Below are 22722 nucleotides of genomic sequence, written 5' to 3'. Positions count from 1 at the left end.
CGGCCCTCAACAAAAAACCCGCGGCGCCACGGCGCCACGGGCCAGAATTGAAGTCTGATTGCCGGTCGGTCCGCCGGAGCTGGCGTCAGGCGGCATCTTCCTCGTCTTCGACCATGGTGTGGTCGACCGGCGTCACCATCGCCGAAATGACATCCTGGATGTCGAGCGCGCCGATCGGCTTGCCGGCCTTGTCGATGACAATGGCATGATTGGCGGATTTTTCGGTCATCTTCTTGGCGGCGTTTTCCAGCACGGAGCCGGAGCGCACCGTCATGGCGCCAGGTTCGGCTTCGGAAAGCGGCGTCATCACCATGTCGACGGAGATCACCCGGCCGCGATTGACCTCGCGCACGAAGCTCGAGATGTATTCGTCGGACGGACGCAGGACGATTTCCTGGGCGGTGCTTTGCTGAATCACCTCGCCATCGCGCAGAATGGCGATGCGGTCGCCAAGACGCAGCGCCTCATCGAGATCGTGGGTGATGAAGACGATGGTCTTGCGGATTTCCTTCTGCAGATCGAGCAGCACCGATTGCATGTCCATTCGGATCAGCGGGTCGAGTGCCGAGAAGGCTTCGTCCATCAAAAGGATCGGCGCGTCGTTGGTCAAAGCGCGGGCCAGGCCGACACGCTGCTGCATGCCGCCGGAAAGCTGATTGGGATAGGACTCCTCAAAGCCTTCAAGTCCGACGCGGGTGATCCAGCGGCGGGCCTCCTCTTCCTGCTTCTTGCGCGGGATGCCCTGGATCTCGAGACCGTAAACGACGTTGTCGAGAACCGTGCGGTGCGGCAGCAGGGCGAATTTCTGAAACACCATTGCCGTCTGGTGACGGCGAAATTCGCGCAGCTCGGTCTCGCTCATCTTGACCACATCCTGGTCGCCAACGATGACTTCGCCAACGGTCGGATCGATCAAGCGGTTGATGTGGCGGATCAGGGTGGATTTTCCCGATCCCGACAGCCCCATCACCACCTGGATGGCGCCGCGCGGCATGTCGATGTTGATGTCCTTCAAGCCGAGCACGTGATTGTGCTGATCATTGAGCTCGGTCTTGCTCATCCCCTGCCGCACAGCGTCGATATAGGCTTCGGGGTTGGGGCCGAAGATCTTGTAGAGATTGCGGATCGAAATGCCGATCTCGGGGGCAGGATCAGCCATGAACGACCTCCAGATGTTTTTGCAGCCGCTTGCCATAAGCCTGGCTGGCGCGGTCGAAGATGATGGCGATACCGACAATGGCGAGGCCGTTGAGAACGCCGAGTGTGAAATACTGGTTCGAGATGGCTTTCAGCACCGGCAGGCCGAGACCCGGAACACCGATCATCGAGGCGACGACGACCATGGCCAGCGCCATCATGATGGTCTGGTTGACGCCAGCCATGATGGTGGGCAGGGCGAGCGGCATCTGCACGTTTTTCAGCCGTTGCCAGCTGGATGAGCCGAACGCGTCGGCGGCTTCCAGGACGTCCTTGTCAACCAGGCGAATGCCGAGATTGGTCAGGCGGATGATCGGTGGAATGGCGTAGACCATCACGGCGATGAGGCCGGGAACCCGGCCAATGCCGAGAAGCATCACGACGGGGATGAGATACACGAAGCTCGGCATGGTCTGCATGACGTCGAGCACCGGATTGATCATCGTCTGCACCTTGTTGGAGCGGGCCATGACAATGCCGATGGGGATGCCGACGATGATTGCCAGAAGCGTTGCCACAACCGTCATGGCGATGGTCTTCATGGTGTCTTCCCACATGTCGAAATAGCCGATGAGCAGCAAGGTTATGATCACGCCGAGCGTGATCTTCAGGCTGCGGCTGGCCAGCCAGGCGATGAAGGCAATGCCAAGCAGCACCAGCGGCCATGGCGATTCGGTCAGCAGGTCTTCCATCCAGAACATGAACCACTTGACCGGCAGCAAAGCCGTTTCGAACGCATCGCCATAAGCGCGCGTAAAATCTCGGAACGCAAAGTCGATCGCCTTCTTAAAGGCGGTCAGCGAGTCGCGATCCATGGCCGGAAATTCGATGAGCCATTCCATACCCGTGTTCCCCAAAAAACCCCTGCACCCGCCGATCTGGCAGGCGCAAAATTAAAGTGGCGGGCCGAAGCCCGCCACACTTAACGGAAAGTGACTTACATCACTTCCTTCTTGACCTTTTCAGCCGCTTCCGGCGTGACCCACTCGGTCCAGATGTCTTCGTTTTCCTTCAGGAAATGACGAGCGGCATCTTCACCGGAGGCCTGGTTGTCGGCCATCCAGGCCAGCAGCTGGTTGACCGTGCTGTTCGGCCAGCTGCGGGTTTCCAGATAGTCATAGGCCGGGCCGCCGGCCTGCTTGAAGCGGTCGGTCACCACCGTATAGACCTCGGACTTGGTCCAGGAGTTGGGCTTCGGATCAGCGCAATCGGGAACGGTGATGCAGCTGTCCCACTCTTCCTTGTTGTGTTCGGCGGGGAACTCGAGCTTGACCATCTCGTATTTGCCGAGAATGGCGGTCGGCGCCCAGTAGTAGCCGAACCACGGATCGCCGCTTTCATAGGCCTTGGCCATGGAGCCGTCGAGGCCGGCAGCCGAGCCGGTTTCCACCAGTTCGAAATTGTGCTCTTCGCCCTCATAGGCCTTGAACAGGTTGGTGGTGTTGATGCGGCAGCCCCAGCCTTCAGGGCAGTTGTAGAGGCCGCCCTTTTCGGCATCGTCGGGATGCGGGAAGATTTCCGGATGGTCGAGGGCGTCTTCAACCGTCTTGATCTCCGGATGCTTGTCAGCGATGTATTTTGGAATCCACCAGCCTTCGACACCGCCGTCGCTGAGCGATTCAGCGGCGTAATGCAGCGAGCCTTCTTCGGTCGCCTTGTCGAGCACCGTGCGCATGGCGTTGATCCAGGCTTCCGGCGCAACATCCGGCTCGCCCTTCTCGATCATCGAGGTCAGCGTCGGCGTGGTGTCACCGGCGACAAGCTCGGCATCGCAGCCATAGCCTTCTTCGAGGATGATCTGGTCGATATGGGCCAGCACCTCGGCCGATGCCCAGTTCATGTTGGCGATGGTGACGCGACCGCAATCTTCCTGTGCGGAAGCGGCGCCGGCAAAGCCCATCAGGCCAGCGGCGAGGATAGTGGAAGCAAGAAGCTTCGTCATGAAAAGACCTCCCAGTCTTTATGTCGTGGATGCAGTTTCATCTGTTCCGGCTTCCGGCAACTGCATTGACCGAAACCCGAAGTGTCGGAAGGCACGACGCGTGCGATTTTCCGCAACATGAAAGGAAGCACATCAAGATGCCTTATTTGCGACATCCGTTGCATCTTTTGTCCGGTGGGAACCGGCATGCGGAAACCATGCGACGTTTAAGCCAGCTTCTAACCTAAGCGGTTGGCCAAGGAAATCAACAGCCGAGCGCGCAAAGTTGCTATGTCGCGGATAGAACCTTGCGGAATGAAAGGGGCCCTGGCGACGGTCGGCGTTAACGAAAAAAACGACGCGTTCATCCTTGCTTAGGGTTTCACTAACTCCCCGGTAAGAATCTACAGGTTAGAACATTGGTGCGGCGGGGGACACCGTCGGCGGCTCCGGATCAGGTCTTGCGTACCGGGGTTTTGAGCCTCTCACGTGTATGGTGATCGAGGCGCCATGCGTATCTTTGGCAAGCCGCCCAATTGTTTTGCAATCGGGCGGCTTTCGCGCGTCTGCAAGTAAGGGCGGCGGATGCGCGGCTGATCAGAAAATCAGCGCGAACGCCCTGTACTCCGCGCCTGAACTTGCGAAATGCACATCTCAGATCATGCCGATCGGCCTGATGCAGCGCCGCGCCAGCCTCCGCGCGGGGAGCAATGAGTGGCGTTCAGCCGCGGGAAACCGGACCCATCAAGGTGTCAAGTTTCGCTGCCGGATGCACACAGGCCAGCCATTACGCGAAGGCAAAGCCAATGCGCGCAGGCAAAGCCAATGCGCCCAGGACCCGGGCCCGAGGAGCGGCGGCCCAATCTTCGGCCACGCTTCCCCGACCGGCGGCGCGGGCCGTCGGGTCTGGTGGTCTGTCGAAATCAGAAGGTTTTCAGCCGGCGGAGCGGGTGCGGATCAGCCGGGCGAAACCACTGGCCAATCCGCCGCGGCCGAACTTGCTCTGCGGAGCCTGGCTGTGCCAAGCGATCTGTACACCGTTCGATTTATTGAAGATAAACAGCATTTCCATCTTCCTTCCGACACGAGATGGCAACTGAAACTCGGACCGGCCGTGTTCCGCTATCCTAAGCTAGACCGAATCGCCTGCTCATGCGCCAGCAAAAGCGGCATCGGATGTCGCAATTTTGACGGTTGGCGAAAAAATTCTCGGAGGCTCGCCCGCGCGACGCAAACATGGGCGCTCGCCAGCGCGACGCAAACATGATTGACAACGGGGTCGGCGCTGCGATGAGCGAAGGCGCGTGCGAGATGCGGGGGACGGCATGACCGGGGCGATCATGATGCAGGGGACGGGGTCGGATGTCGGCAAAACGGTGCTGGTTGCCGGACTGTGCCGGCTGCTGGCCAATCGCGGCCTCGCCGTGCGCCCATTCAAGCCTCAGAACATGTCCAACAATGCGGCGGTCGCCGAGGATGGGGGCGAGATCGGCCGGGCGCAGTGGTTGCAGGCCCTGGCCTGCCGCACACCGGCGTCGGTGCATATGAACCCCGTGCTGCTCAAGCCGCAGAGCGAGACCGGCAGCCAGATCATTGTGCATGGCAAGGTGTGGGGCCAGGCGCAGGGGCGCGATTACCAGCGCCTGAAAACGCAATTGCTGGCGCCGGTTCTCGAAAGTTTCACAAAGGTTGCGGCGGCGGCCGACATCGTGCTGGTCGAGGGGGCCGGGTCGCCGGCGGAAATCAACCTGCGCGGCGGCGACATCGCCAATATGGGGTTTGCGCGTGCCGCCAATGTGCCGGTGGTGCTGGTGGGCGATATCGATCGCGGCGGGGTTATTGCCTCGCTGGTCGGAACGCATGCGCTACTTGACGAGGATGACCGGTCGATGGTCCGCGGCTATCTGATCAACAAGTTTCGCGGCGATGCCGGGCTGTTTGCCGAAGGGGTGAGCGCCATCGAGCGGTTTACCGGCTGGCCCTGTTTCGGCATCGTGCCGTGGCTGCAGGATGCGCGCCGCCTGCCGGCGGAGGATTCGGTGGTGCTCGAGCGGCTTGCGGACGCCGCGTCGGCGCCGGTGAAGATTGCCGTGCCGATGATCTCGCGCATGGCCAATTTTGACGATTTCGATGCCCTGGCGGCCGAGCCGGAGGTCGAACTTTGCTTCGTGCGGCCCGGCGAGCGTCTGCCGGCCGATGCGGCGCTGGTCATTCTTCCCGGCACAAAATCGACGATCAGCGATCTTGTCGGTTTCCGCGAACAGGGCTGGGATCGGGATCTCGAGGCGCATCTCAAGGCCGGCGGGCGGGTGCTCGGCATTTGCGGCGGATTGCAGATGCTTGGCCGTCACATCAGCGATCCGCACGGTATCGAGGGTCCGCTGCGCCAGGCCGAGGGGCTGGGTCTACTCGACATCGAAACCGAATTGCGGCCGCGCAAGACCGTGCGCAATGTGACCGCGCGCAGCGTCGCATCCGGGGCGGATCTATCGGGATATGAAATCCACATGGGCGTGACGCGGGGCGCCGATTGCCTGCGTCCTTTTGCGATGATCAATAGCCGGCCGGACGGGGCCTGCTCCGCCGATGGACGCGTGGCAGGCACCTATCTGCATGGCTTTTTCGACAGCGATGCGTATCGCGCCACGTTGCTGTCATCGCTCGGAGGCACGGGCCGGATCGCTGATTACCGCGCCGAAGTCGACAAGGCGCTCGACCGGATCGCTGCGACGCTTGAAGACTGCGTTGACGTAGCGCAATTGCTGCATTGTGCGGCTGCCGGCGCTGACGGGGCGGCGACCCATTGTGCTGGCGGCTGTGATTGACAGCCTGCCGGGTGCGACGTATCAGTTGAGGACCGAGTGGTTCCAGGAGCGCGAACAGCGCTCCAGGATCAAAAGGGAATGCGAGGGATGGACCCAAGTCGGGCATCCAAATCGCAGCCGACCCCGCGACTGTAGTACGGCGAGGCGGCTGTCACCGAAAGGATCCTTTCGACATCACAGGCAATAGGGCCGGAATGATGTCAGCGGGACCGGACGGAGCGCCACTGGTGTGGCGGCATGATGAACCAAGGCGCGGACGCCTCTTTGTCTACGAATCGTCCCGTTTTCATGCCGCTTGTCCCACCGGGAAGGCCGACAGGCGCTGCAGGTGAGCCAAGCCGAAAAGGCTGCTCACCGTCAACCGTGAGCCAGGAGACCTGCCATTCGTGAAAGGGCACTGGGCCCGAATCCGGAAAACTGTCTTTCCGGGCGACATCAGGGACCAACGGGTCCCGAGGCCATTCACGGAGGTTGTCATGGCTGCAAGAACTTTTTCAACGACGCTGACCGGCGCGGATACGCGGCTGCAGGCCGGGCTTGCTGCCCTGTTTGTCGGTGCACTTTTGGTGTTCGGCGTCGGTTTGGCACATTCGTCAGCGCTGCACGAAGCGGCGCACGATACGCGTCACGCCTACGGCTTCCCCTGTCACTGAGGGGGATTTCCGATGATTGTCAGGATTTTCCTGGCGGCGCTTGCCGCCGGGCTGATTGCTGGTCTGTTGATGACACCGGCGCAATATGCGCGGCTGGTGCCGCTGATCGAACAGGCTGAAACCTATGAAAGCGGTGGTGCGGCGTACGATCACGGCGCGGCGCCGGATGTCGATGCCGCTGTGTCTGCCGGGTCCGATAGCGCCCCGGCAAGCGACCACCACGCCGATGGCCACAGTCACGATGGCGCCGGCTTTCTGCATCTCGGACGCTTCGGCAACACCGTCTTGGCCAATCTGGTCGCCGGGGGCGGGTTCGCTCTGCTGCTGGCCGGCGCGGCCCTGATTGCCGGGCTGAATTTTCCGGCCGGTCGGGAGGGGGTCGTGCGCGGCCTGATGCTGGGCGCTGCCGGCTGGTTTTCCGTGCAACTGGCGCCGGGTTGGGGTCTGCCGCCGGAATTGCCGGGCTTTCCCTATGTCGATCTGGCGCAGCGGCAGATCTGGTGGGTGTCGACCGTCGCGCTGTCGGCTGTCGGGCTGTATTTCCTCGTCATGCAGCCGAAATTTGCCGCGAAGATCCTCGGCGTGGCGCTGATTGCCGCTCCGCATCTGTACGGTGCGCCGGTGCCCAACGACATCAGTTCGGATGTTCCGGCGCTGCTGGCCTCCGAATATGCCACTGCGGCGCTGGCGACGACGCTGTTCTTCTGGCTGCTGCTTGGCGGGCTGCTCGGCTTCTTCCTGTCGCGGGTGGACGCCGAAACTGTGCCTGCCGAGGCGGTGTGAATGACGCCGGAAGGGAGCGCGCCGGGGCAGGGGAAGACGACGCTGGTGCTTGGCGGCGCGCGCTCGGGCAAGTCTCTTTTCGCCGAGCAGCTGGTCGCGGAGCATGCCGGGCCGCGCCTCTATATCGCCACTGCGCAAGCGCGAGACGACGAGATGCAGGCGCGCATTGTGCAGCATCGCCAGCGGCGCGGGGCTGATTGGCAGACGCGCGAAGTGCCGCTCGACCTGGCCGCGGCGCTCGATGCTCTGTCAATGGCGGTCGAGGCACCCGCGGCGGTGCTGGTTGATTGCCTGACCCTGTGGCTGAGCAATCACATGCTCGCCGAGCATGATATCGCGGCAGAATGCGGGCGACTTTGCACGGCAATCGCGGCCTATCGCGGTCCGCTGGTGCTGGTATCGAGCGAAGTGGGGCTCGGCATCGTGCCGGACAACAGCCTGGCGCGGGACTTCCGCGACCATGCCGGGCGTTTGCATCAGGACATCGCGGCTCTGAGCGGAGCGGTTTATTTCGTGGCCGCCGGGCTGCCGTTGAAAATGAAGGGTTGAACAGGGACACCATGACACAGGCAAAGATACCGGCGACGGTGATCACCGGCTTTCTCGGGGCCGGCAAGACGACGCTGATCCGCCACATGCTGGGCCATGCCGGCGGCAAGCGCATTGCGCTGATCATCAACGAGTTCGGCGATCTTGGCGTCGACGGCGAGGTGCTGCGCGGCTGCGGTGCCGAAGCCTGCAGTGAGGAGGATATCGTCGAACTGACCAATGGCTGCATCTGCTGCACGGTTGCCGACGATTTCATCCCGACAATGGAGAAGCTGCTCGAGCGCGAGGAGAGACCCGATCACATCGTCATCGAAACCTCCGGGCTGGCGCTGCCGCAACCGCTGGTCAATGCCTTCAACTGGCCGGGCATCAAGACGCGGGTGACGGTCGATGGGGTCGTCACCGTGGTTGACAGCGCCGCCGTGGCAGCGGGGCGGTTTGCCGATGACCACGATCGGCTGGAAGCGCAGCGGGCGGATGATGAGAGCCTCGATCACGAAAGTCCGCTCGAGGAGCTGTTCGAGGACCAGTTGACCGCCGCGGACCTCATTGTCCTGAACAAGGCCGATCTTGTCGACGAAAGAGAGCTCGAGACGATCCGCACCAGCATCAATGCGCATCTCAAGCGTCAGCCCGCGATGATTGCGGCGAAGAACGGCATCGTGGCGCCGGAAGTGCTGCTTGGTCTTGGCGTCGGGACGGAAGACGACATCGGCAATCGCAAATCGCATCATGAACTGCATCACGAAGGCGCCGATCATGATCACGACCATGATGAATTTGACAGTTTTGTTGTCGAACTCGGCACGGTCAGCAATCCGGAGAGGTTCCTGTCCGAGCTGAAAGCGCTGATCACCCGGCATGACATCCTGCGTCTCAAGGGATTTGCCGATATCGGCGGCAAGCCGATGCGGCAGGTGATCCAGGCGGTCGGCGGACGGCTCGACAGTTATTTCGATCGCGTGTGGGCGGCGGGCGAGCGTCGCACCACGCGGCTCGTGGTGATTGGCCTGCACGGGCTCGATCGCGAAGGCATCGCAGCGGAGATGGCGGCGCTTGACGGCCAGTCAGGCTGAACCATGCATCTTCTGGCGGCACAACAGGGGACATTGGCGGAGGAGGGCGAGGCGCTCGATCTTGCGCAGACGCCGGGTGATGTGATCTTCCTCAGTGCCGCCGACACCGAACTGGCGGCTGTGGCGCAGGCTTGCGGCGGGGCGGGGCTGGACTGGCGCCTGGCCAGTCTGACGCAATTGCGCCATCCGCTGTCGATCGACACCTATGTGGAACGGACGGTGTGCAAGGCGCGGCTGATTGTCGTGCGGGCCTTGGGCGGCGTCAGCTACTTCTCCTATGCGCTCGAAGCCATTCATGCGGCGGCCACGGCGCAGGACATCAAGCTGGCTGTCTTGCCCGGTGACGAGCGACCCGACCCGGAACTGGCGGCACTGTCGACGGTCGATGCGGCCTGGCAGCAACAGCTGGGGCACTATCTCAGCGAGGGCGGGGCGCTCAACATGTCGCGCTTCGTCACCGCTTGCGAAGCCTGTTTGAGTGATGCGGAGGCGCCGCCACCGGCCGCACCCTTGCTGCGTGCCGGCCTTTACTGGCCGGGAGAGGCAGCACCGTCGGTGGCCAGCCTGTCGTCGCGGTTTTTCGCACCGGACCGGCCGGTGGCGGCGCTGGTCTTTTATCGGGCCCTGGTGCAGAGCGGGCAGCTGACGCCGGTCGATGCCTTTATCGAGGAATTGCGCGGCGAGGGGCTCAATCCCTTGCCGATTTTTGTCGCCAGCCTCAAGGACGGCGTCTCGCAGGGCGTCGTGCAATCAATCTTTGCCGAGATGCCGCCCGCCATCGTGCTCAACGCCACCGGCTTCGCGGTCGCCTCACCCGGTGGCGAAACAACCGGCACAGTGCTCGAGGCCACCGGCGCACCGGTGTTGCAGGCCCTGTTTTCCAGCATCGGGCGCGATGCGTGGGCCGGTTCTTCGCAAGGGCTGGGATCGCGTGACCTGGCGATGCATGTGGCGCTGCCGGAAATCGATGGCCGGGTGCTGACGCGTGCCGTCAGCTTCAAGGCGGCGGCGCGCTATGACGACCGCGTGCAGACCAATATCGTCACGCATGCGCCGGATCGCGAGCGCATGCGCTTCGTTGCGCAGCAGGCGAAGGGCTGGGCGGCGCTCAGAAGCACGCCGGCGGCGGTGCGCAAGGTGGCGATTATCCTCGCCAATTACCCCAATCGCGACGGGCGGATCGCCAATGGTGTCGGGCTGGATACGCCGGCGGCAACGCTCGAGGTGCTGCGGGCGATGTCCGGGGCGGGCTATGGGATCCCTGATTTGCCGGCGGACGGCGATCAGTTGATTGCGCGGCTGCGTGAGGGACCGACCAATGCGCGCGGTTCGGCCGGGAAGCGCCAGGACAATGGCGTTGCCAGCCTGCCACTCGGCGACTACCGGGACTTCTTCGCGTCTCTGCCTGACGCCGTGCGCCAGGCGGTGGTCAGGCGGTGGGGACAGCCGGAGGCCGATCCGATGGTTGCCGGCGGCAGCTTTCGTCTCGCCCTGCAACGGTTCGGCAATGCCCTGGTCGGCATCCAGCCGGCGCGGGGCTACAATATTGATCCGAAAGCCAGTTACCACGATCCGGACCTGGTGCCGCCGCACGGCTATTTCGCCTTTTATGCCTATCTGCGCTCGGTCGAAGGTGTCGATGCGGTCCTGCATATGGGCAAGCACGGCAATCTTGAATGGCTGCCGGGCAAGGCGCTGGCCCTGTCATCGGCCTGTTACCCGGAGGCGGTGCTCGGGCCGGTGCCGCACATCTATCCGTTCATCGTCAATGACCCCGGCGAAGGAACGCAAGCAAAGCGGCGCAGTTCGGCGGTGATCATCGATCATCTGACGCCGCCGCTGACACGCGCCGAGAGCTACGGGGCGCTGGCCGATCTGGAAGCGCTGGTGGATGAATTCTACGAGGCTTCGGGACATGATCCGCGACGTCTGAAATTGCTCAAAGGGCAGATCCTCGAACTGGTGCGCGACATCGGGCTTGATGAGGATGCCGGCATTGCGGAAGCGGATGACGACGATCTGGCGTTGCAGAAGCTGGATGCCTATCTCTGCGATCTCAAGGAGATGCAGATCCGCGACGGGCTGCATGTCTTCGGCGTGGCCCCGGCGGGGCGTCTGCGTGACGATCTTGTGGTGGCGCTGGCGCGTCTGCCGCGCGGGACGGCAGCGGGTGAGGCGAGTCTGCACCGGGCGCTGGCGGCAGACGGTTTGGCGGCCGAGGGTCAGAATTTCGATCCGCTCGATTGCGACTTTTCCGCCCCCTGGCACGGACCTCGTCCACAGCTTTTCCACAGCCTGTCCACAGCGCCCTGGCGCAGTTGCGGCGATACGGTCGAGCGCATCGAATTGCTGGCAAGTGCGCTGGTTTCCGGGGCATTGTCCGTCCCGCAAGGCTGGAGGCGGAGTGCGGCCGTGATGGCGGAAATCCACAACCGGTTGATACCTGCCGTGACGGCCTGTGGACAAGCCGAGCTGAAGGGCGTTCTGACGGCGCTCGAGGGACGCTTCGTGGCGCCCGGGCCATCCGGCGCGCCAACCCGCGGCAGGCCGGATGTGTTGCCGACCGGGCGCAATTTCTATTCGGTCGACAGCCGCGCCATTCCGACCCCCGCGGCCTGGGAACTGGGGCGCAAATCGGCGGAACTGCTGGTGACCCGCCACGCCCAGGATCATGGAGAATGGCCGACCTCGCTGGCGCTGACCGCCTGGGGCACGTCCAACATGCGCACCGGTGGCGACGATATCGCCCAGGCGATGGCCCTGATCGGCGCCAAACCGGTGTGGGATACCGCCTCACGCCGGGTGACCGGTTACGAGATCATCCCGCTGGCCAAGATGGCGCGGCCGCGGGTTGACGTGATCCTGCGCATTTCCGGATTTTTCCGTGATGCGTTTCCCGACCAGATCGCCCTGTTCGACCGCGCCGCACGGGCCATTGCGGAGCGCGACGAGGAAGCGGCGGACAATCCGCTCGCGGCGCGCTTTGTCCGCGAGAAGGCCGAGCTGATCGCCGCAGGCGCAAGCAGCGAGGAGGCGGCCCGCAATGCATCGTTCCGCGTTTTCGGGTCGAAGCCGGGGTCGTATGGCGCCGGTCTGCAGGCGCTGATCGACGAGAAGGGATGGAGCGCTCGCGGCGATCTCGCCGAGGCGTTCATCGTATGGGGCGGTTACGCCTATGGCGCGCGCAGCGACGGGCAGGCAGAGGGGCAGGCGGCGCGCGGCCTGTTCGAAAAGCGGCTGTCGGGCGTCGAGGCGGTGGTGCAGAACCAGGACAACCGCGAGCATGACCTTCTGGATTCCGACGACTACTACCAGTTCGAAGGTGGCATGACGGCGGCTGTCGAGGCGCTGTCGGGGCAGCGGCCGGCGATCTATCACAATGATCATTCCCGGCCCGAGCGGCCGCTGATCCGCTCGCTGGAAGAGGAAATCGCCCGGGTCGTGCGCGGCCGCGCGGCCAATCCGAAGTGGATTTCTGGCGTCATGCGGCACGGCTACAAGGGCGCATTCGAGATGGCGGCGACGGTCGACTATCTGTTCGCCTTTGCGGCGACGACCGGGGCGGTGCGCGATCATCATTTCGAAGCGCTGTACGCCGCCTATCTGTGCGATGCGGCGATTCTGGCCTTTCTGCGCGAGAAGAACCCGGACGCGTTGCGCGAGATGGCGGAGCGGTTCGGCGAGGCGATCGACCGGCAATTGTGGACGCCGCGCTCCAATTCGGCGATGTTCGCGCTGGAGGAGCTGGCGGCGGGGAGAACGGCAGATGGTTGAGATCCGGCGCCTTGCCACCGGTGGAGTGGAACTGGCGGCGCGTCTTGACGCGATGCTGGACGAGGCGGCCGATGCGCTCGGCGTGCCGTTCAACCCGGTCGAGGTGGTGCTGGAGGCGCGCGAGCCGGATGGCACTTTGCTGGGCGGGCTGTCAGGCTACGGCCAGCTCGGCTGGCTGTTTGTCAAATTGCTGGCGCTGACGCCGGAGGCACGCGGCCGGGGAGTCGGCATGCAATTGATCCGGCGGGCGGAGGATGTGGCGCGGGAACATGGGTGGTCGGGCGTGTATCTCGACACGTTCACCTTTCAGGCTCCCGCGTTCTACCGCAAGCTTGGCTACCGCGAGATCGGACGGCTTCCGGCTATTGACGGGCATCCGCAACGCATCTGGTTTGCCAGGAAACTTGCCGCGACAGGTGAAACAAAGCACGCCGCAAAGGAGATTGATCAAGATGAGTGAAGACGAGGATCTCGCCCGCCATTCCATGAAGATGGCGAAGAAGAAGGCGGCGCGCGAAAAGATCATGGCGACGAAGACCGATGAAAAGGGTCTGGTGATCGTCCATACCGGCAAGGGCAAGGGGAAATCGACCGCCGCCTTCGGGATGATTTTCCGCCACATCGCGCATGGCCGCAAATGCGCGGTGGTGCAGTTCATCAAGGGGGCGATGGCCACCGGCGAGCGCAACCTGATCGAGGAGCGGTTCGCCGATCTGTGCGAATTTCACACGCTCGGCGAAGGCTTTACCTGGGAGACCCAGGACAAGGCGCGCGATATCGCCATGGCGAAAGCTGCTTGGGACAAGGCCAAGGAATTGATCCGCGACGAGCGCAACAGCATGGTCCTGCTTGACGAAATCAACATCGCGCTGCGCTATGACTATATCGATGTCGCCGAAGTGGTGGAGTTTCTCGAGAGCGAGAAGCCAGCGATGACGCATGTTGTCCTGACCGGGCGCAACGCCAAGGAGGCGCTGATCGAATGCGCCGATCTGGTCACCGAGATGGAGATGGTCAAGCACCCGTTCCGCTCCGGCATCAAGGCGCAGATCGGGGTTGAATACTGAGCGCCGGACTTACGGCGTGATGCCGAGCCAGAGGCGCAGCGGATTGGCCGGGTCGGACACCAGTTTGATTGCCAGAATGGTACAGGTGAGGACCAGCAGCGGCTTGATGATGGCTGAGCCGCGGCGCATGGCCAGGCGGGCGCCGACCTGCGCGCCGAAAATCTGCGCGACGCCCATCATCAGGCCAACCTTCCAGGCGATCGCGCCGGCAAAGGCAAAGACCGCGAAGGCGCCGAGATTGGACGCGAAGTTCAACAGCTTGGTATGGGCGGTGGCTTTGAGCAGACCAAAGCCGGCGAGGCTGACAAATGCCAGCATGAAGAACGAACCCGTTCCCGGCCCGAACACGCCATCATAGGCGCCGATCAGCGGCACGATCGTAGCGCCGAACACCAGCGGCGTCAGGCGTTGCGCGCGATCGATGTCGGACATGTCCGGCTTGAACGCGAAATAAAGCGCGATGGCGATGAGCAGAACCGGCAGGATGGCGTGGAAAAAGTCACCGGGTATGAGCGTGGCCGCGAGGGCACCGAGTGCGGCGCCGAGCGACGACAGGACGGCAAATCGAAACTGTTTCCTCAAATCGACATGGCCGCCGCGGGCATAGGCGATGGTTGAAGAGGCGGCGCCGAACAGACCCTGCAACTTGTTGGTTCCGAGCGCGGTGATCGGCGGCATGCCGCTCAACAGAAGCGCCGGGATGGTGACCAGCCCGCCGCCGCCGGCAATGGAATCGATGAAACCGGCCAGGAAGGCTGCAACAAGCAGAAACAGCAGCAGATAGACCGGCAGTTCAGACATCGGTTGAGCCGGAGATGCGGCATGGACGCTTGCCGGAGATGCGGCATAGGCACCCGCCGGAGAGGCGGCAACGCGATCCGCAGGGCCGAGCATCGTGGCTGCCGAGGCGCAAAGGTTGGGTATGAAGTGCACAAGTGCTGGACAAGCGCCGCGTCTCCAATAGGCTCGACTCCCGGTTGATTCGTGCGGCCGGACCGGTGGGAGTGTCGCCGTGATTCGAATCGCGACATTTACAGACTTTTTCAGGCGGCGCCCAAGCAATTCGCCGGCCATCGCGCGATTGAAGGCGGCGCCCGCCGATCTGGCACAAATTCTTCTGCTGTTTCGCACCGTGCTGGTCAACGGCGTGGTCGAGAGCGCCGAACTGGCCGCCTTCGAGCGCATCTGTGCGCGCCGCTTCGGCATTGAGCGCGAGGATCGAGAGGCGTTGCATGACCTGCTTGAATCTTCGCACGGTCAGGCGGTGGCAGCGCAGATGACCGAGCTGATCGGCAGTCTTGACCATGCAGCGCGCCAGGCTTTGCTGGCAATGATGCGCGAGATTGCCCTGGCGAACGCTGATGAGCATGCGCGGGCAGCACGGTTGATTGCCATGACGGCGCGACTTCTCGATCTCGACGGTCCGGGGCAGCCGGAGAGCACATCGGACGCCAGCGAGGACAGGAAGCCGGACAGCGGCGACACCGGGATCAAGATGGCAGGAGAGTAACTATGGCACTTTCGGGTTTTGCGGAGCGTCTTGCCTCCTTGATCGGGGAACGTACCTCGGTCAGCCAGGTCGCTGATGATCCGGTGCTGACCGCGGAACTCCTGCTGCTGGTGCGCATGGGCTTTGCCGATCACGAGGTGAATGCGCCGGAAGCGGCCGCGTTCAGGGCGATCTGCACCCGGGCGCTGGGGCTTGATGGCGATGAACTCGGCGACATCATCCGCTTTCTCGATTCCTTCGGATATGAAACCAGCAGCGCACAGGCGGCCGAAATGCTGCGTGATCTGCCGGAGAAGCGGCGCCGCGAAATCATGGATCACCTGGCGACGATGGCGCGCGCTGACGGTACGGTGACCGACAGCGAACGGGCGCTGTTTCACGCTACTGCACGGCGACTTGGCCTGGAGTGAGGCGCTGTTCTCCGCCTGCTGGTCCATCAAACCAGGAGTGGATTGCAGCGCCGCAAGGCAAACAGCGTTTGACCCGGCAGACCGGCTTGCCTAAAGTCGCGGCGATTGTGCGACGGCGCCTGGCGACAGGCTGAGAGATATTCCGGTGCGGCTGACTTACTTCAAGGGCCAAGTCCGGAGCTGTCCGGTTCGGGTCTGTTCCTCGCGGCCAATTGGCTTTGCGGGGGTCTCCGGCGTTTCGTGCACGCTGAAACCGCCGATCGGAGCCCGCCATGCGCCAGCAAATTCTCGCTTTTCTCCTGTTGATTCTTCCGGTTTCGCCGGCGCTTGCGCATGGCGGACATCTGGGCGAACTCGCCGGTCATTCGCACTGGCTCGGCTGGGCGGCGGTGGCCGCTGCGGCGGGGCTTGCGGCCTGGGCGCGCAAGAAGCGCCGGCGCAGCCGATCAGGCGGCGGTGAACAGGCCTCTGTGGAAAAAGGCGACGGCAAGGCGCGCGGCGGCCGTGCGCGCAAGAAGACCGCGGCCTGAGAGGACACTGGCAATGAGCAAGATCGGAATCATGGTGTGCGGCCATGGCAGCCGCAACCAGAATGCAGCGCGCGAATTCGCCACCGTGGCAGAGGGTCTGCGGGCCCGGCATCCGGAGACGCCGGTTGAATACGGCTATCTGGAATTCTGCAATCCGGTGATCGCCAAGGGGCTCGACCGCCTGCGCGAAAAGGGGGTCGATCGGGTGCTGGCGGTGCCGGGCATGCTGTTCGCTGCCGGGCATGCCAAGAATGACATCCCCTCGGTGCTGAACGCCTATCAGGCGCAGAATCCGGGTGTGAGCATTGAATACGGGCGCGAGCTCGGCATCGATGTGAAGATGATCCGCGCTGCCGGCGCCCGCGTGGAAGAAGCCATGGCGGCTGCGGATGCCGAACATGGTGCGATCGGGCGGCACGAGACGCTGTTGATGGTCGTCGGCCGCGGCGCATCCGATCCGGATGCCAATTCGAACGTCGCTAAGGTGATGCGCATGTTGTGGGAAGGCCTCGGCTTCGGCTGGGGTGAAACCTGCTATTCCGGCGTGACCTTTCCGCTGGTCGGCCCCGGTCTCGAGCATGCGGCCCGCCTCGGCTACAAGCGGATCATCGTGTTTCCCTATTTCCTGTTCACCGGCGTATTGGTGAAACGCATCTATCACGAGACCGACCAGGTCGCGGCGCGGCATCCGGATATCCAGTTCATCAAGGCACCGTATCTCAACGATCACCCGCTGGTGCTCGATACCTTTCAGGACCGGGTGCAGGAGATCCTTGACGGCAAGGCGCTGATGAATTGCCAGATGTGCAAATATCGCGAGCAGGTGCTCGGCTTTGAAGCCGAGGTCGGGTTGCCGCAGGAAAGTCATCACCATCATGTCGAAGGCATCGGCGGAGGGCTGGAGGATTGTCCGTGTCAGGGCGACTGCGACGCCTCGTGCCGGGATGAGGAATTCTGCCGCAAGCATGGCTTGCCGTTCACGCCGGTGCACAGCCATGCGGAACCCGGCCCGCTGACGGCGCAGGGGAGCCCGGAGCAGGGGAGCCCAGAGCAGGACGGCCATGGTCACGGGCATGCGCATGGCCACGGGCACGATCATGCTCATCACCATCATCCCTATCCGCATGCCGATCACCCGCTCGGGCCGCGCTCGATGGAAAAGCCGAAGGCGTGAGCATGGCGCATGCCTATGAACGCCGACCGGATGCGATCTACCAACAGTCCTTCGCGATCATTCGCGCCGAGACCGATCTGACGCGTTTCGATGCGGCGACGGCGGCGGTGGTGGTGCGGATGATCCATGCCTGCGGCATGGTCGATCTGGTATCGGACATCGCTGTCTCGCCCGATTTCGCCGCTGCCGGGCAGGCGGCACTGGCGCGCGGCGCCCCAATCCTTTGCGATGTCGAAATGGTCAAGCACGGCATCATCAAGCGGCTGCTGGGCGCCGGCAATCCGCTCGTCTCGCTGATCGGCACGCCGGCCGTCGCGCAGCGGGCCGAAGCGCTGGCAACGACCCGGTCTGCGGCCCAGGTCGATATCTGGGGCGAACAGCTTGGCGGCGCGGTGGTGGTGATCGGCAATGCGCCCACAGCCCTGTTCCGCCTGCTCGAACGGCTTGACGAGGGGGCGCCGAAACCGGGAGCGATCATCGGTCTGCCGGTCGGTTTCGTCGGGGCTGCGGAATCGAAGGCGGAATTGTCCGGCAATCCGCGCGGGGTGCCCTTTTTGACAGTAGAGGGCCGGCGCGGCGGCAGCGCCATGGCGGCAGCGGCGCTGAACGGTTTGGCCGCGGGGCTTGAAGGCCATGGCTGAAGCCTCCCCCTGGCTGACCATTCTCGGAATTGGCGATGATGGCCTCGACAGCCTGACGCCGCCGGCGCGGACGCTGTTTGAGCAGGCGCGGACGATCATTGCGCCGCAACGGGTTCTTGAGAAAATCGACTGCGGCGATCGCGAGGTGATCGCCTGGACATTCGGCGTGAAGGAGACGATCGCCCTGCTGAAGGCGCGGCGCGGTACCCCGGTCACCGTGCTGGCGACAGGCGATCCGATGCATTTCGGAATCGGGGCGACGCTGTTGCGAAATCTGCAAGCAACGGAAATGCGCGTCTTGCCTTCCCCCTCGGCGTTCTCGCTGGCGGCGGCGCGCCTTGGCTGGCCGTTGCAGGAGGTGGCGGCGATCTCGCTGCACGGCCGTTCGGTGCACGCGCTGGCGGCGCAGCTTTTTCCCGGCCAACGCATCCTGGCGCTGACCTCGACAGGGCGGACGGTGCATGAAGCGGCGGCGCTGTTGCGCCAGCACGGCTATGGCAGATCCGCTTTGAGCGTGCTTGAGCATATGGGCGGACGCGCCGAGCGCTGCCTGCGGTTGACGGCCGCCGAGCTGGATGAAACCGAAAGATTTGCGGATTTCAATACGCTTGCCATTGAATGCCTGGCCGATGCCGGCAGCGTGCCGGTCGGCGCGGTGCCCGGTTTGCCGGACCAGCTTTTCGAGCATGACGGGCAATTGACCAAGCGCGAGATCCGCGCCGTGACCCTGGCGCATCTGGCGCCACGCCCCGCCGCCCTGTTGTGGGATATCGGTGCCGGTTGCGGTTCGGTGGCGATCGAGTGGATGCGTGCTGCGCCCGGCGCAAGGGCGATTGCCATCGAACAGAAATCTGAACGGCGCGCCCTGATCGCTGCCAATGCGCTGGCGCTCGGGGTGCCGACGCTGGATATTCGCGAGGGGCGCGCTCCGGAAGCGCTCGCCGGACTGGCTCCGCCCGATGCAGTGTTCATCGGCGGCGGCCTCTCGGACGCGGCGCTGTTCGATGCGCTGTGGCCGGTGCTGAAAGCGGGCGGCCGCCTGGTGGCCAATGCGGTGACGGTCGAGGGCGAGGCGCGTCTCATCGCATTGCAGGCGGCGCATGGCGGCGAGCTGGTGCGCATGCAGATCAGCCGTGCCGAGCCGGTTGGACGCTTTCACGGCTGGAAACCGCTGATGCCGGTGACATTGTGGTCCGTGCGCAAGGAGGCGGCGGCATGAGCGGTCGGCTCTACGGGCTTGGGCTGGGACCGGGAGATCCCGAGCTGTTGACCCTCAAGGCGCTGCGCATCCTGCGCCAGGTGCCGGTGATTGCCTGGCCGGCGCCGGAGACGGGCGACAGTCTGGCGCGATCGATCGCCGCGCCGCATCTGCCGGGCGGACAGCAGGAAATCGCCATCCGCGTGCCGATGCGGGTCGAGCGCTTTCCGGCGCGCGAGGTCTATGACCGGGCGGCGGCCGAGATCGCGGCACAGCTCGATGCGGGCCGCGATGTGGCTCTGTTGTGCGAGGGAGATCCGTTTTTCTACGGCTCGTTCATGTATGTCTTCGAGCGGCTGGCCGGAGCCTATGACACCGAAGTGGTGCCCGGCGTGTCCTCGGTGATGGCGGCTGCCGCGGTGGCCGGGCGGCCGCTGGCGGCGCGCAATGATGTGCTCAGCATCATACCCGGACCGCTCGCCGATGAGGTCATTGCGGCGCGTCTGGATGCATCGGAGGCGGCGGTGATCATCAAGGTCGGCCGCCATTTCAAACGCTTGCGGGCCTTGATTGAGAAAATGAATCTGTTGCCTCAAGCTTTTTACATCGAGCGTGTCGGGCTGCCGAACCAGCGGGTGCTGCCGCTTGCGGACCTTTGCGAAGAGACGGCGCCGTATTTTTCGATGCTGCTGATCTATCGCGGCGCGGAGAGCTGGGGCCGAAGTGACGATGCCGCCGGCCATGCCGCCGACGCGCGCTCTCCTTCTTCTTCAGACTATGGAAAATGCTGATGCACGACAGGTCTCCGGCCATCATTGTCCTCTCGTCCGCGGCGCGCCCGCTCGCCGAACGCCTGGCGGCGGATTTGCAGGGCGAAGTGCATGGTCTGGCGCGCCGGGTCGAGACACCGGAGATTGCGTTCGCGGATACGAGCGCGCATCTGCAGGTGCTGTTTGAGGACGGCCGGACGATCATCGCGCTGTTTTCGGCGGGTGCCGTGATCCGCCTCCTGGCGCCGTGTCTCAGTGACAAGCATAACGAGCCGCCGGTGCTGGCTGTTGCCGAAGATGGTTCGGTGGTGGTGCCGCTTGTCGGCGGGCATCACGGGGCCAACGATCTGGCGCGGCGCATCGCGGCGCTTACCGGCGGGGTGGCAGCGGTGACGACAGCCGGCGATCTGCGGTTCAATATTGCCCTCGACGCGCCGCCGGAGGGCTACCGGCTGGCCGATCCGCGTGCGGCCAAAACGGTAATGGCGGATCTTGTTGGCGGGGCCAAGGCGCGGCTCGAGGGGAGCGCAGACTGGCTGGAGCAGTCGGATCTGCCGTTCGACCCGAAGGGCACGGTCCGCATTGCCGTTTCCGACCGCCTCGCGGCAACGGAAGGCGGCGGACTGGTGTACCGGCCACGCCACCTGGCGCTCGGCCTTGGCTGCGAGCGCGGCGCTGATGCCGAGGAGGTCTGGCAGTTGGCGATGGCAACGCTCGGTGATGCCGGACTGGCTGCAGAGGCGGTCGGGGTAATCGTGTCGCTTGATGTGAAGGCAGACGAGGCGGCCATTCATGCGGTGGCCGAGCGGCTTGGCTGTCCGGCGCGATTTTTTCCGGCGCAGCGGCTGGAAGCCGAACGCGGGCGGCTGGCAACCCCGTCGGACGTGGTGTTCCAGGAGGTCGGCTGTCACGGTGTGGCGGAAGGCGCGGCGCTGGCAGCCGCCGGAACCGAGGGTGTATTGCTGGTCGCCAAGCAGAAATCACAACGCGCGACGGCGGCGATTGCGCAAGCGGCGCGGCCGTTCGCAGCCGATGATCTGCCGGGGCGTGCCCGCGGCCGTTTGTGTGTCGTCGGAATCGGGCCGGGCTCGGAGGCTTGGCGCTCGCCGGAGGTGAGCCGCATGGTCGCCGCTTCGAGCGACCTGGTCGGCTATTCGCTGTATCTTGACCTGCTCGGCCCGCTGGCAGCCGGGAAGACGCGCCACGATTTTCCGCTTGGCGCCGAAGAGGCACGGGTGCGACATGCGATGGAACTGGCCGGCGAGGGCCGCGAGGTGGCGCTGGTCTGTTCCGGCGACGCCGGCATCTATGCCATGGCGACGCTGGTTTTTGAACTGCTGGAGACATCCGCTGGCGGCGATGGTCTGAGCGACGCGGCGCGGCGCATTGGCATTGCGGTCAGCCCGGGAATCTCCGCGCTGCAGGCTGCAGCGGCGCGGGCCGGAGCGCCGCTCGGGCATGATTTCTGCACGATCTCGCTGTCCGACCTTCTGACGCCGTGGGCCGATATCCAAAGGCGTGTGCGGGCCGCCGGGGAAGGGGATTTCGTTATCGCCTTTTACAACCCGGTGTCGCGCAAGCGGCGCAGCCAGCTGGCCTGGGCGCGCGATTGCCTGCTCGAGCATCGTCCCTTTGATACGCCTGTCATACTGGCCAGCAATCTCGGTCGTGACGGCGAACAGGTGGGTGTCGTGCCGCTCGGCGCCTTGCAGGTCGACGATGTCGACATGCTGACGGTGGTGATTGTCGGTTCGTCGAACACGGCGGTGACGCGCACCGGTGACGGGCGCGAATGGGTGTACACACCGCGCGGCTACGCGCAGAAGGCGGGCAGCGCCATGCGCAGAACGGAGACGGGACAATGACGGTCTATTTTATCGGTGCCGGACCGGGCGCCGCCGATCTGATCACCGTGCGCGGGCTCAAGCTGATCGAGCGCTGCCCGGTTTGCCTCTACGCCGGATCGCTGGTGCCCGAGGAGATCGTGCAAGCGGCGCCGGACGATGCGCGGGTGATGGATACGGCGCCGATGCATCTGGAAGCGATCATTGCGGAAATCAAGGCCGCTGATGCTGCGGGCCAGGATGTGGCACGCGTGCATTCGGGCGATCCCTCGATCTACGGCGCGACAGCCGAACAGATGCGCCGGCTGGATGCTCTGAACATTGCTTATGAAGTGGTGCCCGGGGTGCCGGCCTTCGCCGGTGCGGCGGCGCGGCTGGCCACGGAACTGACACTGCCGGAAATCGCCCAGACAATCATCCTGACCCGCACCGGCATGAAAGCCTCATCGATGCCGGAGGGCGAGCAGTTGGAAGTGCTCGGTCAGTCGCGTGCGACACTGGCGATCCATCTGTCGGTGCGCAATCTCGATTATGTGCGGCGGGCGCTGGAACCCCATTATGGCGATGATTGCCCGGTGGTGGTGGCCTATCGCGCCACCTGGCCCGACGAATTGTACATCCGCACAACGCTTGCCGAGATGAAAGAGGCGGTGCGTGCGCACAAGATCACGCGCACGGCGCTGATCATGGTCGGTCCGGTGTTCGGAGACGTGCAGTTCCGCGATTCCGCCCTTTATGACGCCGATTATGCGCATGTGCTGCGCAATCGCGGCAAGAAGAAACGCGTGGCCGGCTGACAC

At 64.1% G+C, this 22722-nt stretch carries 22 protein-coding genes and 1 riboswitch; of the genes, 17 read left to right on the top strand and 5 right to left on the bottom strand.

All coding sequences use genetic code 11. From position 1 onward, the window contains the following. Positions 1 to 85 precede the first annotated feature (85 nt). From KY465_RS00565 to KY465_RS00550, 4 genes are all read right to left on the bottom strand, one after another. Positions 86 to 1159 (bottom strand): quaternary amine ABC transporter ATP-binding protein, encoded by a 1074-nt coding sequence (locus KY465_RS00565; protein ID WP_219157303.1) that lies wholly within the window; start codon positions 1157 to 1159, stop codon positions 86 to 88. Further along, on the bottom strand, positions 1152 to 2039 hold the full coding sequence (locus KY465_RS00560; RefSeq protein WP_219157300.1) for an ABC transporter permease: 888 nt from the start codon (positions 2037 to 2039) through the stop codon (positions 1152 to 1154). The genes KY465_RS00565 and KY465_RS00560 overlap by 8 nt, the downstream gene beginning before the upstream one ends. Before the next feature lie 95 nt (positions 2040 to 2134). Next, complete coding sequence (locus KY465_RS00555; RefSeq protein WP_219157297.1) at positions 2135 to 3139, bottom strand: ABC transporter substrate-binding protein; 1005 nt, start codon at positions 3137 to 3139, stop codon at positions 2135 to 2137. 913 nt (positions 3140 to 4052) lie between these two features. Continuing rightward, positions 4053 to 4190 (bottom strand): hypothetical protein, encoded by a 138-nt coding sequence (locus KY465_RS00550; protein WP_219157294.1) that lies wholly within the window; start codon positions 4188 to 4190, stop codon positions 4053 to 4055. Positions 4191 to 4443: 253 nt separating this feature from the next. Here KY465_RS00550 and KY465_RS00545 point away from each other — a divergent pair, with 253 nt between their 5' ends. The 8 genes from KY465_RS00545 (at position 4444) to cobO (ending at position 13845) form a co-directional block, all read left to right on the top strand. Further along, a complete protein-coding gene (locus KY465_RS00545) occupies positions 4444 to 5943 on the top strand; it encodes a cobyric acid synthase (protein WP_219157291.1) in 1500 nt (499 codons plus the stop codon). A gap of 20 nt (positions 5944 to 5963) precedes the next feature. Continuing rightward, a riboswitch (cobalamin riboswitch) is annotated at positions 5964 to 6342 on the top strand. 77 nt (positions 6343 to 6419) lie between these two features. Then, entirely contained in the window at positions 6420 to 6596 is a 177-nt protein-coding gene (locus KY465_RS00540) for a CbtB domain-containing protein (RefSeq protein WP_219157288.1), read from the top strand. A 12-nt stretch (positions 6597 to 6608) separates the two neighbouring features. Beyond that, a complete protein-coding gene (locus KY465_RS00535; protein WP_219157285.1) occupies positions 6609 to 7379 on the top strand; it encodes a CbtA family protein in 771 nt (256 codons plus the stop codon). Then, a complete protein-coding gene (cobU, locus tag KY465_RS00530) occupies positions 7380 to 7928 on the top strand; it encodes a bifunctional adenosylcobinamide kinase/adenosylcobinamide-phosphate guanylyltransferase (RefSeq protein WP_219157282.1) in 549 nt (182 codons plus the stop codon). 11 nt (positions 7929 to 7939) lie between these two features. Beyond that, positions 7940 to 9004, top strand: a complete 1065-nt coding sequence (gene cobW / locus KY465_RS00525; protein WP_219157279.1) for a cobalamin biosynthesis protein CobW — start codon at positions 7940 to 7942, stop codon at positions 9002 to 9004. A 3-nt stretch (positions 9005 to 9007) separates the two neighbouring features. Next, positions 9008 to 12778 (top strand): cobaltochelatase subunit CobN, encoded by a 3771-nt coding sequence (cobN, locus tag KY465_RS00520; protein WP_219157276.1) that lies wholly within the window; start codon positions 9008 to 9010, stop codon positions 12776 to 12778. After that, positions 12771 to 13238 carry a GNAT family N-acetyltransferase gene (locus KY465_RS00515; RefSeq protein WP_219157274.1) on the top strand — a complete coding sequence of 156 codons (468 nt, stop codon included), beginning with the start codon at positions 12771 to 12773 and terminating at the stop codon, positions 13236 to 13238. Before cobN ends, KY465_RS00515 begins: the two co-directional genes overlap by 8 nt. Continuing rightward, the gene (cobO, locus tag KY465_RS00510) at positions 13231 to 13845 is read left to right on the top strand and encodes a cob(I)yrinic acid a,c-diamide adenosyltransferase (RefSeq protein ID WP_219157271.1); all 615 of its coding nucleotides are present in this window, start codon (positions 13231 to 13233) and stop codon (positions 13843 to 13845) included. Before KY465_RS00515 ends, cobO begins: the two co-directional genes overlap by 8 nt. 9 nt (positions 13846 to 13854) lie before the next feature. Here cobO and KY465_RS00505 read toward each other — a convergent pair whose 3' ends face one another. After that, entirely contained in the window at positions 13855 to 14646 is a 792-nt protein-coding gene (locus KY465_RS00505) for a TSUP family transporter (protein WP_219157268.1), read from the bottom strand. Between the two features lie 211 nt (positions 14647 to 14857). Here KY465_RS00505 and KY465_RS00500 point away from each other — a divergent pair, with 211 nt between their 5' ends. The 9 genes from KY465_RS00500 to cobM all read left to right on the top strand — a co-directional run bounded on the left by KY465_RS00500 (position 14858) and on the right by cobM (position 22719). Continuing rightward, the gene (locus KY465_RS00500) at positions 14858 to 15355 is read left to right on the top strand and encodes a TerB family tellurite resistance protein (protein WP_219157265.1); all 498 of its coding nucleotides are present in this window, start codon (positions 14858 to 14860) and stop codon (positions 15353 to 15355) included. Between the two features lie 2 nt (positions 15356 to 15357). Then, entirely contained in the window at positions 15358 to 15765 is a 408-nt protein-coding gene (locus KY465_RS00495; protein WP_219157262.1) for a TerB family tellurite resistance protein, read from the top strand. Positions 15766 to 16037: 272 nt separating this feature from the next. Then, on the top strand, positions 16038 to 16295 hold the full coding sequence (locus KY465_RS00490) for a DUF6732 family protein (protein WP_219157258.1): 258 nt from the start codon (positions 16038 to 16040) through the stop codon (positions 16293 to 16295). 13 nt (positions 16296 to 16308) lie between these two features. Further along, on the top strand, positions 16309 to 17469 hold the full coding sequence (locus KY465_RS00485) for a sirohydrochlorin chelatase (protein ID WP_219157255.1): 1161 nt from the start codon (positions 16309 to 16311) through the stop codon (positions 17467 to 17469). A gap of 2 nt (positions 17470 to 17471) precedes the next feature. Further along, complete coding sequence (locus KY465_RS00480) at positions 17472 to 18110, top strand: precorrin-8X methylmutase (protein WP_219157253.1); 639 nt, start codon at positions 17472 to 17474, stop codon at positions 18108 to 18110. Then, complete coding sequence (cbiE, locus tag KY465_RS00475) at positions 18103 to 19329, top strand: precorrin-6y C5,15-methyltransferase (decarboxylating) subunit CbiE (protein WP_219157250.1); 1227 nt, start codon at positions 18103 to 18105, stop codon at positions 19327 to 19329. The genes KY465_RS00480 and cbiE overlap by 8 nt, the downstream gene beginning before the upstream one ends. Beyond that, positions 19326 to 20099 (top strand): precorrin-2 C(20)-methyltransferase, encoded by a 774-nt coding sequence (gene cobI / locus KY465_RS00470; protein ID WP_219157246.1) that lies wholly within the window; start codon positions 19326 to 19328, stop codon positions 20097 to 20099. The genes cbiE and cobI overlap by 4 nt, the downstream gene beginning before the upstream one ends. After that, positions 20093 to 21943, top strand: a complete 1851-nt coding sequence (gene cobJ / locus KY465_RS00465) for a precorrin-3B C(17)-methyltransferase (RefSeq protein ID WP_219157244.1) — start codon at positions 20093 to 20095, stop codon at positions 21941 to 21943. The genes cobI and cobJ overlap by 7 nt, the downstream gene beginning before the upstream one ends. Beyond that, positions 21940 to 22719: a precorrin-4 C(11)-methyltransferase gene (gene cobM / locus KY465_RS00460; RefSeq protein WP_219157241.1), complete on the top strand. Its 780-nt coding sequence runs from the start codon at positions 21940 to 21942 to the stop codon at positions 22717 to 22719. The genes cobJ and cobM overlap by 4 nt, the downstream gene beginning before the upstream one ends. The last annotated feature ends 3 nt before the right edge of the window (positions 22720 to 22722 follow it).

Origin of the sequence: Neohoeflea coraliihabitans (assembly GCF_019334345.1) — a bacterium.
In the GTDB taxonomy this organism is placed as follows: Bacteria; Pseudomonadota; Alphaproteobacteria; order Rhizobiales; family Rhizobiaceae; genus Pseudohoeflea; species Pseudohoeflea coraliihabitans.
The sequence above is the reverse complement of the archived record's forward strand: the minus strand, read 5'-3'. Positions and strand labels throughout refer to the sequence as shown.